This window comes from Elioraea sp. (genome assembly GCF_022842375.1).
GTDB lineage: Bacteria > Pseudomonadota > Alphaproteobacteria > Acetobacterales > Acetobacteraceae > Elioraea_A.
In genome coordinates this window covers 1-14,582 of sequence record NZ_JALHPR010000030.1, presented here as the reverse complement: position 1 = coordinate 14,582, position 14,582 = coordinate 1, and the positions used below count along the sequence as shown (strand labels likewise).

9 protein-coding genes are annotated in these 14,582 nt (G+C 71.2%); 5 read left to right on the top strand and 4 right to left on the bottom strand.

Translation table 11 applies throughout. From position 1 onward, the window contains the following. Nucleotides 1-4: 4 nt before the first annotated feature. The 3 genes from Q0C38_RS19520 to Q0C38_RS19510 are packed head-to-tail and all read right to left on the bottom strand — an operon-like array spanning nucleotide 5 to nucleotide 3,120. Entirely contained in the window at nucleotides 5-1,378 is a 1,374-nt protein-coding gene (locus Q0C38_RS19520) for a TRAP transporter large permease subunit (protein ID WP_291298802.1), read from the bottom strand. Nucleotides 1,379-1,413: 35 nt separating this feature from the next. Further along, on the bottom strand, nucleotides 1,414-2,016 hold the full coding sequence (locus Q0C38_RS19515) for a TRAP transporter small permease subunit (protein ID WP_291298801.1): 603 nt from the start codon (nucleotides 2,014-2,016) through the stop codon (nucleotides 1,414-1,416). Between the two features lie 33 nt (nucleotides 2,017-2,049). Then, nucleotides 2,050-3,120 (bottom strand): TRAP transporter substrate-binding protein, encoded by a 1,071-nt coding sequence (locus Q0C38_RS19510; protein WP_291298800.1) that lies wholly within the window; start codon nucleotides 3,118-3,120, stop codon nucleotides 2,050-2,052. A 141-nt stretch (nucleotides 3,121-3,261) separates the two neighbouring features. On the opposite strand from Q0C38_RS19510, the gene Q0C38_RS19505 reads away from it, so the two are divergent. After that, complete coding sequence (locus tag Q0C38_RS19505; protein ID WP_291298799.1) at nucleotides 3,262-3,735, top strand: DUF4440 domain-containing protein; 474 nt, start codon at nucleotides 3,262-3,264, stop codon at nucleotides 3,733-3,735. A gap of 3 nt (nucleotides 3,736-3,738) precedes the next feature. On the opposite strand, the gene Q0C38_RS19500 is transcribed toward Q0C38_RS19505, so the two are convergent. Continuing rightward, nucleotides 3,739-5,373: a thiamine pyrophosphate-binding protein gene (locus tag Q0C38_RS19500; RefSeq protein WP_291298798.1), complete on the bottom strand. Its 1,635-nt coding sequence runs from the start codon at nucleotides 5,371-5,373 to the stop codon at nucleotides 3,739-3,741. A gap of 151 nt (nucleotides 5,374-5,524) precedes the next feature. Here Q0C38_RS19500 and mscL point away from each other — a divergent pair, with 151 nt between their 5' ends. The 4 genes from mscL (at nucleotide 5,525) to Q0C38_RS19480 (ending at nucleotide 14,474) form a co-directional block, all read left to right on the top strand. Continuing rightward, complete coding sequence (gene mscL / locus Q0C38_RS19495; RefSeq protein WP_291298797.1) at nucleotides 5,525-5,977, top strand: large conductance mechanosensitive channel protein MscL; 453 nt, start codon at nucleotides 5,525-5,527, stop codon at nucleotides 5,975-5,977. A gap of 99 nt (nucleotides 5,978-6,076) precedes the next feature. Further along, on the top strand, nucleotides 6,077-11,221 hold the full coding sequence (locus Q0C38_RS19490) for an alpha-2-macroglobulin (RefSeq protein ID WP_291298796.1): 5,145 nt from the start codon (nucleotides 6,077-6,079) through the stop codon (nucleotides 11,219-11,221). Beyond that, entirely contained in the window at nucleotides 11,221-13,185 is a 1,965-nt protein-coding gene (gene pbpC, locus Q0C38_RS19485) for a penicillin-binding protein 1C (RefSeq protein WP_291298795.1), read from the top strand. The genes Q0C38_RS19490 and pbpC overlap by 1 nt, the downstream gene beginning before the upstream one ends. A gap of 47 nt (nucleotides 13,186-13,232) precedes the next feature. After that, nucleotides 13,233-14,474 (top strand): patatin-like phospholipase family protein, encoded by a 1,242-nt coding sequence (locus Q0C38_RS19480; protein WP_291298794.1) that lies wholly within the window; start codon nucleotides 13,233-13,235, stop codon nucleotides 14,472-14,474. The last annotated feature ends 108 nt before the right edge of the window (nucleotides 14,475-14,582 follow it).

Below are 14,582 nucleotides of genomic sequence, written 5' to 3'. Positions count from 1 at the left end.
GGCCTCAGCGCACCCCCGGCCCGTAGACTTCGCGCGGCAACCAGAGCGCCAGTTCGGGAAACTCGAACACCAGGAAGACGCAGAGCAGCTGGATCGCCACGAAGGGCAGGATGCCGATGTAGATGTCGCGCGTCGTCACGTCCTTCGGCACGACGCCCTTCAGGTAGAACAGGCTGAAGCCGACGGGCGGGGTGAGGAACGATGTCTGGAGCATGACCGCGAACACGACCACGAACCACACCGGGTCGAAGCCGAGGCTCTTCACCACGGGGGCGACGAGGGGAAGGAAGATCAGGCTGATCTCCAGCCAGTCGAGGAAGAAGCCGGCGACGAAGGCGATGCCGAGGATGACGAGGATGATGCCCTCGGGCCCGAACGGAAGGCTGCGCAGCATGTGCGCGATGAACTCGTCGCCGCCGAGGTTGCGCATCACGAGCGCGAAGGCAGAGGCGCCGAGGAAGATCGCCATGATGAAGGCGGTGGTCGCCGCCGTCTCGTAGGAGACCTCCTTCAGGCACTTCCAGTCGAGCCGGCGGTTCCAGGCGGCCAGCAGCATTGCCCCGAAGGCGCCGACGCCGGAGGCCTCGGTCGCCGTGGCGATGCCGAAGAAGATCGTGCCGAGCACGGCGAGGATCAGGAACGCAGGCGCTGCCATCGAGGCAAGCGCATCGAGCACCAGCCCGAAGGTCAGCTTCGGCGCGTCGGGAGGCGGCGGGCCCATGCCAGGGAACAGGTGTGTCACGATGATGACGTAGAGCATGTAGAACACGCCGAGCATCAGCCCGGGGATCATCGCGCCCATGAACAGGTCGCCCACGCTCATCGCCAGCTGGTCGGCCATGATGACCAGCATGATCGAGGGCGGGATGAGGATGCCGAGCGTGCCGGACGCGGCGATCACGCCGGCCGCCAGCCGCTTCGAGTAGGAGTAGGCGAGCATCAGCGGCATCGAGAGCGTCGCGAGCAGCACCACCGAGGCGCCAACAATGCCGGTGGATGCGGCAAGCAGGATGCCGATGCAGCAGACCGCGATCGCCAGCCCGCCCTGCAGGCTGCCGAACAGCCGCGTGAAGGACTGCATCAGCCGGTCGGCGACGCCTGACCGGTCAAGCATCAGCCCCATGAACACGAACATGGGCAAGGCGACGAGAACGCTGTTCTGCATCTGCGCCCAGATGCGATCGGTGATGACGGAGAAATCCGCCCATCGATCCAGCAGGTATGTGTCGAGGTCGAAATGTGCGCTGCCGTAGATGCCGACAACGACGAACCAGAACGAGACGCCGGCGAGAACCCAGGCGATCGGATAGCCGGTGAAGATCAGCAGGATGAAGCTCGCCATCAGCATGATGACGAGCAGCTCGTAGGTCTCGAGCATCCGTTCGGTTCCCCGGTCGTGTCCTGCGGCCGACGTCAGGCGGCGCGATGGCGGAAGAGGTAGTTGCCGACGCGGAGCAGCCGCGCGATGCCGGCAAGCAGCAGCAGCCCGAAGGCACCGACCACGAAGCTCTTGATGATCCAGCGTGCGCCAAGCCCCCCCGGAGAGGGTGACACCTCGTTCAGCTGGATCGAGCGTTCGACGAAGGGCAGGGCGTGGATCAGCACGAACACGGTGAATGGCAGCAGGAACAGCACGGTGCCGAGCAGCTCGATCCACGCCTTGCGGCGGAGGGGGAAATGCTCCGCCAGAGCATCGACGCGCACATGGTTGCCACGCACCATCGCGAACGGGATCGCGATGAGGAACCCCGCCGCGTAGAGGTGCCATTGCAGCTCGGACAACGCCGTTCCCGGGTTCGGCCCGAAGATCATCGCCATCACGCGCGTGACGGGCGCTGCATAGCGCTCGAGCACACCGATCATGATCACGAGGACGAGCAGGACCCAGGCGAAGGCGAACATCTTGCCGACGAGAAGAACGAACCGGTCGATCGCGTCGGCAGGCGGGCAGGGGGGAAGGCCGGCCAGGTAACCCTTGGGTTCAGCACCCTCGGGCAGACCCACGAACTGCGTCATGCCGTTCCCCCCTGCTTGCTCAGACCCTGAGGATCAGCGGATCGGCCAGTCGCGCGGCAGGTAGCCGAGCTGCTTCCACGCCTGATGCTCGGCCTGGAACTTCCGCATGCTGTCGAGCACCGTCTTGAAGTCGGCATCGCGTCCGGCCTGCTCGTCGAGCACGGTGTTGGTCGCTTCCTGGAGGCGCTTCAGCACGTCCGCCGGCAGCTGCGCCACCGTCACGCCCTCGGCCCGGAACTTGGCGAGAACCGCGCCCTGCAGCGCCTCTGCCCGCGCCATGGCGAAGGCCACGCCTGCCTGGCACGCGACCTCGATCATCGCCTTGGTCGGCTCCTGCAGCTTGTCCCACGCCGCCTTGTTCACATAGAGGAACTGGTTCGTCGTCGGCTGGTGCCAGCCGGGGAGGTGCAGGAACTTCGCCACGCGCTGGAAGCCAAGCTGCTCATCGACGGTGGGCAGGCTGAATTCGGTGCCGTCGAGCACGCCGCGCTCGAGTGCCTGGTAGAGCTCAGGGCCCGGGATCAGCTGCACCGAGGCGCCGACGCGCTCCCAGATCCGCCCGCCGAGGCCGGCGGCACGGAAGCGCAGGCCGCGCACCTGGTCGAGGCTGGTGATCTGCTGGCGGAACCAGCCTGCCCCCTCGGGGGCGATCGCGCCGCAGAAGATCGGCACGATGTTGTGGCGCGCGTAGATCTGGGTCAGCAGGTCCTTGCCGCCATGGAACCAATACCAGGCGCTGAATTCCAGCGCTTCCATCCCGAACGGCGTCGCCCCGAAGAGCGCAGAGGCAGGCACCTTGCCGATCTCGTAGCCCATCCAGGAATAGCCGGCGTCGACCTTGCCCTCGCTCACCGCATCGAAGATGCCGAGGGCGGGGATCACCGTGCCAGGCTCCTGGACGATGAAGTTGATGCGCCCCGCCGACATGCGGTTGAGCTGCTGCGCGACATACGGAAGCGTGTCGCCGAGCGCGGTGAGGTTCGAGCCGAAGGCGATCGGCACGCCCCAGCGGACGCGCTCCTGCGCCGCGGCGGGTGCTGCCGCGAGGCCGGTGGCCAGCGCCAGCGCGCCGAGACCGAACGCTGCCTGTGTGATACGTCGCATTCCTGGAACCCTCCTGATTATTTTTGTCCCCACCGCTATGTGGCACGCCGACATGCGGCGCCGCAATCATCGCGTCGCGTCGGCTTGCATCGCTGGGTGCGGCTGGCATCGTGGAGGCCCCCGCGACGGAGGAGTGACGCCGTGAACCCCCATCAGCCGCCTGTCGATCCGGATGACCTCGCGCGCGTCAGCGCATGGTTCGAGGAGCTTGCCCGCCATGTCCAGGCGGTCGACTTCGCCGCCGCGCGACACCTGTTCTCGCCCGACCTGATCGCCTTCGGCACCTTCACCGACTTCATCGATGGGCGCGACGAGGCCGAGGCGCAGCAATGGCGGAACGTGTGGCAGACGATCGACGGCTTCACCTGGCGCGAGGGCGTGCGCGCCCTTGTCTCTCCTGACCGGCTGTTCGCGGTCGGCATGGGGGTGTGGGATTCCACGGGCTCCATGCCCGACGGCACGGCGTTCGACCGTCGCGGCCGTGCGACCGTCTCCTTCTCGCGCGCCGTGGTCGGCGACCCGTGGGTGGCGACGCACACGCACATGTCGCTGTTCCGCGGCACGCCTGACCGCTCGTTCGGGCCGAACGGGATCGCTAAGCCGATGCGGAGCTGAGCGCTACCCCCGCGCCGCCGCAAGCTGCGCCGCATAGCCGGACGCGTCGATCCTGACATCGATCACCGTCGGCCCGGGTGTCGCGAGTGCGGCACCGAGGGCTGCGCGATAACCGGCTACGTCCGCCACGGTCTCGCCGCGGCAGCCGAGGCCGCGGGCGATCGCGGCGAAATCGGGTGCTGCGTAGCCGAGGCTCGATCCGGGAAGGGTCCGCCCGGCTTTCTTGAGATCGATCAAGCTCAGCGCCGCATCGTTGAACACGATGACGGTGACGGGCAGCGCCTCCGCCGCCGCGGTGGCAAGCTCGCCCAGGCACATCGCAAGCCCGCCATCGCCGGTGAAGGCCAGCGTGCGCCGACCAGGCTCGGCCAGCGCAGCACCGATCGCGGCCGGCAGCGCGTAGCCCATCGTCGCGAGCCCGTTCGAAATCAGGAGGTCGTTCGGGGCCTCCGCACGCCAGAACCCCGTGGCGCTGAACATGTGCGCCCCCGCATCGACCGTCACGCGCGGGTGAAGCCCGGCGCGCCCGCAGGCCTCCTGCGCCAGCGTGACGACGCGCTCCGGCCCGACAGCGTCGCCCGCCCCGGGGGCTGCGAGCGCGGCAAGCACGCGGGACCGCGCGGCGCCGATCGCCGCCCGATCCCACGCCGAGGGGCCGGCCGCCCCGGCAAGCGCCGTGAGCGCGTGCGCCACGTCGCCGACCACGAGGCAGGCAGGGGTGAGGTAGTGCAGTGGCCGCGCGAAGCGGGCGATGTCGATCACCGATGCGCCGTAGCGCCAGGGCTGCGGGATCAGCTCGACCGGGTCGAGACCGGCGAGGAGGATCAGGTCGGCATCGGAGACCAGCGGGGCTTCCGCCGCACCGCCGGTGAAGATGCCGCCCAACAGGGGGTCATCGTCCGGCACCACGCCCTTGGCCTTGTAGGTGACGAGGACGGGCGCGCCGAGCGATGTGGCGAGCGCGCGCAGCGGGGTGGCAGCGTCCCGCGCCTCAAGCCCTGCAATGATCACCGGCCGGCGCGCCGCGGCGAGCAGCGCGCGCGCAGCGGTGAGCGACGCCGCATCGGCAGGCGCGAGTGGGGCGGGGAGCAGGACCGCACCATCGCCGGGTGGGCGCTTCGCCGCCTCGTCGGTGAGCTCAAGCACGGCAGGGCCGGCGCAGGGGCCAAGCATCGCGGCGGCGAGTGCTTCGAGGCAGCCCGTGATGTCGCTGCCCGTCGTGGCGCGTTGGGCGCGGACGATCGGGGCCATCAGCGCCATCTGGTCGAAGCGCTGGTGCGTCACGTAGCTCGTCTGGGCGGCGGTGAAGCCATCCGTCACCAGCAGCACGGGTGCGCGGTCGAGGTCGGCGTGGGCGATGCCGTTCGCGGCACTCGCAACCCCCGGCCCGCGGGTGACCAGCAGCGCACCCGGCCGCCCCGTCACCTCGGCATGGGCGGAGGCCATGATCGCCGCCCCCGTCTCGGTTCGGGCCAGGGTGAAGGGAAGCCCCGCCCGGTGCGACGCGGCAATGAGATCGAGGCTCGACCCGCCCCCCGGCATGCCGAACAGCCGCGTGACGCCAAGTCCGAGCAGGCCCTCGGCCAGCGCATCGGCCGCCGTCGCCGCCAGACCGGCACGCGAAGCGGGACTGTCCATCACCGATTTTCTCCGAATTCCTTGCCTTTTGTCGGAGCTTAGCCGGACGCTGCCGGCCCGTCACGGCACCGCCCCTTGCCGGCATCCGGAAAGGCGCGCTTTAGTGATCGGGCGGGCGACATCACCGCGCAACGAACAATGGGAGAACGGGATGCAGCCTTCGCTGCCGCAACTGCCGCCGCAACCTGCATGGTTGAAGGAATTCAAGGCCTTCATCATGCGCGGCAATGTCATCGACCTTGCCGTCGGCATCATCATCGGCGCTGCCTTCACCACCATCGTCGGTTCGCTGGTGACCGACATCTTCAACCCTGTGCTCGGCCTGCTGCTGGGTGGGATCGACTTCTCGAACGTGTTCATCGTGCTGGCCGGCGAACGGCTGCCGACGCTGGAAGCCACCCGCGATGGCGGTGCGGCGGTGATCGCACTCGGCATCTTCCTCAACGCCTGCATCAACTTCGTGATTGTCGGCTTCGCGATCTTCTGGCTCATCAAGGTGCTCTCGCGCTTCAAGGAGAAGCAGCCGGACGCGGCGCCCGGGCCGACGACCTCGGAGGTGCTGCTGACCGAGATCCGCGACCTGCTGAAGACGCGCGCTCCGTAGGGATCGGGCATGCGGGTGGCCGCTGTGGACGCGGCCGCCCGCCCTCTGCGATCCTTGTCGCGAACGCACCGTTCCCGGTGCAGCACGAGGACGCACGCGATGCGCATGGTCGGTCGGCTCAGGGCTCTGCCGTGGCTCGTGCTCTCCCTCCTCCTGCTCGCCGCGACCCCGGCGGCAGCGTTCGAGATTCCGGGCCTGCAGCGTGATGCGGATGCCTATGCCTCGAGCCTCCGCCCCAGTGCACCCGCGACGCCCGAAGGCCGCGCCGTGGCCGAGCGCCGCATCGCCGAAGTCTCGGCACAGAACAATGCCGCGGAGTTCGTCACCGCGCTCGAGGCGCGCATCGCACTTGGCGATCCGACCGAGGCGCACTGGCTGAGGCTTGCCGAAGCCTGGCAGCGCCGCACCCCGCCCAATGGCGAACGCGCGCTCCAGGCCGCCTGGCAGGCCTTCATGATGGTGCCAGGCGGCGCCCCCGAGATCCCCGCGCTGCTGCGCATCGCCGACATCCTTGCCACCACCCAGAACCGCCCGGCGCTTGCGGCCGACGCGATGGCGGCGGTGGTCGAGCGCGATCCCGGCAGCGATGCCTATCGCCAACGCCTCGCCGCCCTCCGCCGCGCCGCGGGCATCACCGTCCGCCGCGTGACGGCGGAACCCGAGAGCGACCCGCCGCGTGCCTGCGTTGCCTTCGCCGGACCCCTCTCGCCGCGCCGCGATGTCATCTGGCGCGACTGGCTGCGCGTCGACGGTGCTGCCGATGCGGCTGTCACACGCGAGGGTGAGAGCCTCTGCGCCGCCGGCCTCGCACATGGCCGCACGTGGCGGATCACGCTGCGCCAGGGCCTGCCGGGCGAGGACGACGTCAGGCTGGCACGCGATGTCACGCTCGAGGTCGCGATGCCCGATCGCGCACCGCGCGTCGTGCTGCAATCGGGCGCGTTCATCCTGCCGCGCGGCGAGGCACCGCGCATCAGCGTCGGCACCGTCAACCTCTCCGCCGTCGCGCTGAAACTCTACCGGGTGGGCGAGCGCAACCTCGGGCTCGAGCTCGGCGAGAACGGCCGCGTGATGCGCCCGCTCGGCCCCTGGGCCGCGCGCGAGCTCGCTGAGGGGCGCGGCACGCTGGTGTGGGAGGGGACGCTCTCGGTCCCCGCCTGGCAGCGCAACGCCACGGCGCGCACCGCGCTCGATCTCTCCTCGATGCTCGCCGGCGCCGCCCCGGGCCTCTTCGCGCTCACCGCCGCGGCGGGCGACGGCACGCCGGCCCAACGGTGGGATGATCTGGCGACGCAATGGTTCGTCGTCACCGACCTCGGCCTCACCGTGCTGCGCGGGGCGGATGGGGTGACGGTGCTCGCCCGCAGCCTCGCCGATGCGCGGCCATTGCCCGGGCTTCGCATCGCCCTCGTCTCGCGCGGCAACGAGGAACTCGCGGTCGCCGAGAGCGATGCCGATGGCGTCGTGCGTTTCCCCGTGGCGTTGACGCGCGGCCGTGGCGGTGCGGCACCGCACTTCGTCGCCGCGCGCGGCAGCGACGGCGACCTCGCCTTCCTTGACCTCAACGCCGCTGCCTTCGACCTGTCTGACCGCGGCGTCGAGGGCCGCGCGCACCCCGGGCCGATCGATGCCTGGGCCTGGACGGAGCGCGGCATCTATCGCCCCGGCGAGACGGTGAACCTCCTCGCCCTCGTGCGCACCGATGCGGGCGATGCGTCCGACATTCCCGTGGCCGTCAGGCTGCGACGGCCGAACGGCACCGTGGCCTCGGAAACCGTTCCGCCGCGCGGCGCGGCCGGGTCGATCACGCTCGCCCTGCCGCTCTCGCCTGGCGCTCCGCAGGGCGGCTACGTCATCGAACTGCTGGTTGACCCGGCCGCTGCGCCGATCGGGCGCGCTCAGTTCCGCGTCGAGGATTTCGTGCCCGAGCGTCTGGCGGTCGAGATCGCCGCACCGCCGGCGCTCATCCCCGGCACGCCGCTCTCCGTTCCGATCTCGGCACGGTTCCTCTACGGCCCGCCAGCAGCGGGGCTCGGGGCGACCGGCGAGGTGTTGATCGTTCCAGATCCGGATCCGTTTCCCGCGTTGCCCGGCTGGCGCTTCGGCCTCGTGCAGGATGCGCCTGACCCGATCCGTCTCGATGTTGCCCTCGCGCCGACCGATGCGGCGGGGACGACCTCCGCTTCCATCGTATTGCCGCGCGCGCCCGACACCACCCGGCCGCTGCGTGCGACGCTGTCGGTTGCCGTCACCGAGCCTGGCGGCCGGCCCTCCCGCGCGCAGGCGAGTTTTCCCGTGCGCATGCCAGGCCTCCTGATCGGCATCCGCCCGCTGTTCGCGGGCGGGGCGATCCCGGCCAACACCGAAGCGGCGTTCGAGATCGCTGCATTCGACGCCGAGGGGCGCCCCGTCGCCGCGCCCGGCCTCAAGCTCCGCCTGGTCCGCGAGCGTCCGGACTGGCGGATGGTGATCCGCGAGCGCCTCGCCCGCTACGAGACGGTGTGGCGCGACGAGCCGCGCGAGGCCACCGACATCAGCGTGACGGCAGGTACCCCGGCGCGCTTCGCGGCCACCCTCGACTGGGGCCGCTGGCGCCTCGAGATCGCCGATCCGAACAGCCTTGCCGCCACCTCCGTCAGGTTCCGCGCCGGCTTCGTTCCCGCTGCCGGTGCCGGCGACACGCCCGACGTTCTCGATGTCGCTGCGGATCGTTCCATATATGCACCGGGCGAGACGGCGCGCGTGCGCATCGCTGCTCCCTTCGCCGGCCGCGCGACGCTCGCGATCGTGACCGACCGCGTGCACCTCCTCCGTACCCTCGACCTGCCAGAGGGCGGGGCAACGGTGGAGGTGCCGGTCGATGCGGCCTGGGGCCCAGGTGCCTATGCGGTGGTAACGCTGCTGCGCGGCCGTGCGGCGGCGGGTGCCGGCCCGGTGCGCGCGCTCGGCCTTGCCTGGCTTGGGCTCGATCCTGCACCGCGCAGCATGCAAGTCGCGCTCGAGGCGCCAGCATTGTTGCGCCCACGTGCCGAGGCGAGTGTCGCCGTGCGCGCGGCACCAGGGGCGCAGGTGGTGCTCGCCGCGGTGGACGAGGGCATCCTGCGGCTCACCAGCCATGGCTCGCCCGATCCGGCGGCGCATTTCACCGGCAAGCGTCGCCTCGGCCTCGACATCCGCGACGATTACGGACGGCTGATCGCGCCGGCGGAAGGCGAGCCAGGTCTGCTCCGCCAGGGTGGTGACGAGGGCGAGGGCGGGGCAGGGCTTCCCGCGATTCCGTTCCGCATCGCCTCGCTGTTTGCGGGGCCCGTCGCGGCAGGCCCGGATGGCATCGCGCGCTTTCCCCTCGCGGTGCCCGACGTGAACACCGCGCTCCGGCTCATGGCGGTCGCGTGGGATGGGGCACGCAGCGGTGCCGCCGCGCTGTCGGTGCCGGTGCGCGAGGCGCTCGTCGCCGAACCCGCGCTGCCACGCTTCATCGCGCCGGGTGACGAGGCAAGGCTTGCCGTCGCGCTCCACAATGTCGAATTGCCGGCGGGTGAGGCGCGCCTCTCCTTCAGCGTGACCGGCCCAGCCGCGATCGATGGCGGCACCCAGGCCGTTGCGTTGACGGAAGGTGGTCGCGGGCGCGCTCTGTTCACCCTGCGCGGCACCGGGGCGGGCATCGCCGAGGTGACGCTGCGCGCCGAGGGCCCGGGTGGGTTCTCCGCCATCCGCGTGTTCCCGATCACCGTCCGCACCGCCCGGCCAGCCGTGACGACACTCTCGCGGCGCGAACTGCCCGCGGGGCAGACGCTGCGCGTCGGCGCCGATGCGCTCACGCCGTACCTGGCCGGCACGGGGCGCGTCTCCGTCTCGGTCAACAGCGCAGCACCCTTCGATGCGGGCGGGCTGATCCGCGCCCTCGAAACCTGGCCCTATGCGTGCCTCGAGCAGGTGGTGAGCGTGGCCCTCCCGCTCGTGTTCCTCGAGGACGAGGCGGTGGTTGGCGCCAACCGTGCCGCGCGGCTGCAGGCTGCGGTGACATCGGTGTTCGACAAGCAGCGCTTCGATGGCGGCTTCGGCCTCTGGAGCGCGAATGACGCGCCCGAGGCGTGGCTGTCCGCGTACGCGGTCGAGTTCCTGCTGCGCGCGCGGCGCGCCGGGGCAACCGTCCCGGAGGCCCCACTCGCCTCCGCGCTTCGTTTCCTCGCCGAGCGAACGGAGGAGCCCGCCCGCAGGCCCTGGCAGCGTGCGGCCCAGGCCTACGCCCTCTATGCCCTGGCACTCAGTGGACAGCCGCGGCCAGGGGCCATGCGCGTGATGGCCGATCAGGGGGCTGCGCTGCTGCCGGCCCCGCTCGGCCGTGCGCAGCTTGGCGCGGCGCTGCTGCTGGCCGGTGATCGCGCGCGTGGTGAGGCGCTGCTGCGTGATGCCGCATCCGATCCGGCACGGGAATGGTCTGGCGAGGATTACGGCAGCACGCTCCGCGATGCCGCGGCGATGATCGTTCTCCTGCGCGAGACAGGCGCCGCGGCCGATCGGCTCCCTCCCCTCATCGACGCCCTGCCGGCCGAGGCGCTGGCACCCGCGCGCACCTCGACGCAGGAGCAGGCCTGGGCGGTTGCCGCCGCGGCGCTGCTGGGGCGTGACGGGCAGCCGGCAGCGCTGTCGGTCGATGGCACGGAACTGCCGCCGCGGCCCTTCGTCGCACTTCAGCGCGATGCCGCCACGCTGCCGCTCGCGCTGCGCAACATCGGCACGCGCGCGATCTGGCCCGGTGTCGCGGTCGCCGGCATTCCGGTGCAGCCGCCGCCGGCCGCGCGCGACGGGCTCACCCTCCGCCGCAACTTCTTCCGCCGTGACGGCACCGCGCTCAACCTCGACCAGCTCCGCCAGAACGAGGTGTTCGTGCTGGTGATCGAGGGCCGGGCCGAGACGCGCCTCGCGCACCAGGCGCTGCTCGTGCACGGCCTGCCTGCCGGGTGGGAGGTTGAGCCGGCCCGGCTTGGCCCTGGCGAGGTGCCTGCCTTCCCCTGGCTGGGCGAGCTCACGCGGCCGGCATTCGCCGCGGCGCGTGACGATCGCCTCGCCGCACAGCTCAACCTCACGGAGCGTGAGCCGGGCTTCAAGCTTGCCTTCCTCATCCGCGCCGTCACGCCGGGTCGGTTCGAGCTTCCCGGCGCGCATCTCTCCGACATGTATAAGCCGCGCTTCTTCGCGCGCCAGGCGACGGGCCGCATCACCATCGCCCCGGCTGACTGATGCGGCGCACGCTCGCAGCACTCTCTGTCACCGCCGCGCTGGCCTGCGGCGTGGTCGCCGCCGATCGCGCGTTCCCGCCCGACCTGTCGCGGCTCGATGCCGTATCGGCGGAACTGCGCGATCGCGATGGCAGGCTGGTCGCCGTCTCGCCCGCTCCAGGCGGGGTGTGGCGGCTTGCCACCACGGTCGATGACGTGCCGCCGCAGTTCGTCGCGATGCTGCTCGCGCGCGAGGATCGCCGCTTCCGCCACCACCCCGGCGTCGATCCGCTGGCCGTTGCCCGTGCCGCGGGGCAGGCAGCGATGCAGGGGCGTGTCGTTTCGGGGGCGAGCACCATCACCATGCAGGTGGCCCGCCTGTTGGAGCCGAAGCCGCGCACGCTTGCCGCCAAGCTTGCCGAGACGGCGCGCGCGGTGCAGCTCGAGGCCCGATACGGCAAGGACGAGATCCTCGGCATGTGGCTCACCCTCGCACCGTTCGGGGGCAATCTCGAAGGCGTGCGGGCGGCCTCCCTCGCCCTGTTCGGCCGCCCGCCGCTCGCGCTCGACGACGCCGACCTCGCGCTGCTCGTCGCCCTGCCGCAACGCCCCTCGGCGCTGCGGCCCGACAGGTTCCCCGAGGCTGCCCGTGCCGCCCGCGCCCGGGTGCTGCGCGATGCGGTCGCCGATGACGTGATCAGCGAGGGCGAAGCCACGGCGCTCGCCGCGCGCCCGCTGGCTGCAGCGCGCCACGCCATGCCGCGTCAGGCGCGCCACCTTGCCGCCGCCGCGGGGCCGGGGCTCACGGCAACGACGCTCGACCTCGCCCTCCAGCGTGCGCTGGAGCGGCTCGGTGCCGAAGCTGGCGAGACACTGCCGGCAGAGGCCAACCTCGCGATCCTCGTCGTCGAGAACGCCACGCGCTCGGTCGCTGCCCATCTCGGCGGCATCGCCGGTGAGGGGCGCGGCGGCGCACTCGACCTCACGCGCGCCGTCCGCTCTCCCGGCTCGGCGCTGAAGCCGGCGCTGGTGGCGCAGGCGATCGCGCTTGGACTGGTGCGGCCCGAGACGCGCATCGCCGACCTGCCGCGCCGCTTCGCCGACTACGCACCCGAGAATTTCGACCGTGGCTTCGCCGGTGACGTGACGGTGGCCCAGGCTCTCGTGCGCTCCCTCAACCTGCCCGCGGTGGCACTCGCCGATGCCGTCGGGCCACTTGCCTTCGTTGCGGCCCTGAAGGGAGCGGGGATTGCACCGCGCCTGCCGACCGGCGCCGCTCCCTCGCTGCCTGTCGCCCTTGGCGGCCTCGGCATGACGCTGTGGGATCTCGCTTCGCTGTACGCCGCTCTTGCCGATGACGGAATGGTTGCGCTGCCGGTCTGGCGGCAGGGCGACGAAGCGGTGCGGAGATCCTTCGCCAGCGCGGCCGAGGCGGGTGCCGTGCGGGGCATCCTCGCTGGCGCCGCCCCACCTGCGGGCATCGCCCAGCCGCGCGAGCCGCGCATTGCGTGGAAGAGCGGCACGTCATGGGGCAACCGCGATGCCTGGGCGATCGGCATGAGTGCCACGCACACCATCGCCGTATGGGTCGGCCGGCCTGATGGCACGCCTGTGCCTGGCATGACGGGGCGCGGCGTCGCCGGCCCCGTGCTGTTCGCTGCCTTCGGGCTGCTGCCCGACGCCGGTCCGCTGCCCGTTCCGCCGCCACTGCCGGCCGCACCTGCGCTCGCCCGGCTCGGCGCGGGCGGGGCTGACAGGCTCCGCCTCGTCTTCCCCCCGCCAGGTGCCGCGCTCGAGCAGGCCGGCATCACGCTCCGCGCCGCAGGCGGGCAGCGACCCTTGACCTGGCTCATCGACGGACGGCCTATCTCGGCTGAGCGGCATCGTCGCGAGACTCGGTGGACGCCTGACGGGCCCGGGTTCTACCGTGTGACGGTCATCGATGCCGAAGGAGCTACGGCAGCTTCCGAATTGCGCATCCGATAGTCCTTCCGGAGAGCGCCTGGTCGACATGCATGGGGAGTTTGAATGACATGGCACTGAACGGAACGCGCGCGGCTGGGCGGCGCGGCATGCTGCTGGGCGGTGCAGCGCTCTCCGCGGCGGGGATGCTCGGCGCTTGCGCCTCCCCGATCCGTCAGCGGGCCGTGCCGCGTGACCTGACGAAGCGGGCCACCGTTCTCGGCCTGCCCAACGAGCGGTTCTACTACCTGACGGATATCGCCGATATCAACGCCGAGTTCCAGGCCGCGGGCCTGCGCCAAGGTGATGGTGCGGTTGCCCGAGGCAGAGCGCTGCCGGTCTCGAACTTCCTCGCGGTGTCGGGCGGCGGTGAGAACGGCGCGTTCGGTGCCGGCCTCCTGAACGGCTGGACCGAGAGCGGCAGGCGGCCGGTGTTCGACCTCGTCACCGGCGTCAGCACCGGCGCGCTGACAGCACCCTTCGCCTATCTCGGGCCCGAGTACGACCCGCAGCTGAAGGCCGTCTACACCGACATCACGCTCGCTGACGTGGCGATCTCGCGCGGGATCATCTCCGGCGCGCTGGCCGATGCCTTCGCCGACACCGCACCGTTGCTGGCCACCATCACCCGCTATCTCGACGAGAAGATGATCGCCGCGCTCGCGGCAGCCTACGATTCGGGGCGCCTGCTGCTGATCGGCACGACCAACCTCGATGCGCAGAAGCCGGTGGTGTGGAACATCGGTGCCATCGCCAAGAGCGGCGATCCGCGCGCGCCGGAGCTCATCCGCAAGGTGCTGCTCGCCTCCGCCGCGATCCCCGGTGCGTTCCCGCCCGTCATGATCGACGTGACGGTCGACGGCGAGCCGCACCAGGAGATGCATGTCGACGGCGGCGCCTTCGCGCAGGCCTTCCTCTATCCTCCGGCGCTCGGCGAATTGCGCCAGGCCCGGCGGCGGCGGGGCGATCGCCTCCGCGAGGTCAATGCGTATATCATCCGCAATGCGCGCCTCGACCCCGACTGGGCGGTCGTGCAGCGGCGCACCTTCGGCGTCGCCAGCCGGGCAATCTCGACCATGATCTTCGTGAGCGGGTTCAACGACGTGGTCCGCATCTACCAGCGCTCGCTTGCCGATGGTGTGGCCTTCAACCTCGCCTTCATCGGGGCGGATTTCAACATGGTGCAGCCTGCCCCGTTCGACCAGACGTTCATGCGCGCCCTGTTCGACTACGGGCTCGCGCAGGGCCGCGCCGGGGGAGGGTGGGTCAGTCGCCCGCCGATCGCCGCGCTCGATCCCACGGCACCGATCTGACCTGCTGACACTACGCGGCTGAGACGAGCCCGGCCGCCTCGCGCACGCGGCCCTCGCCCTCGAGGCGGGCAAGCTCGGCCGCGAGCGCAGGGGCGGCCCCCTCGGCGC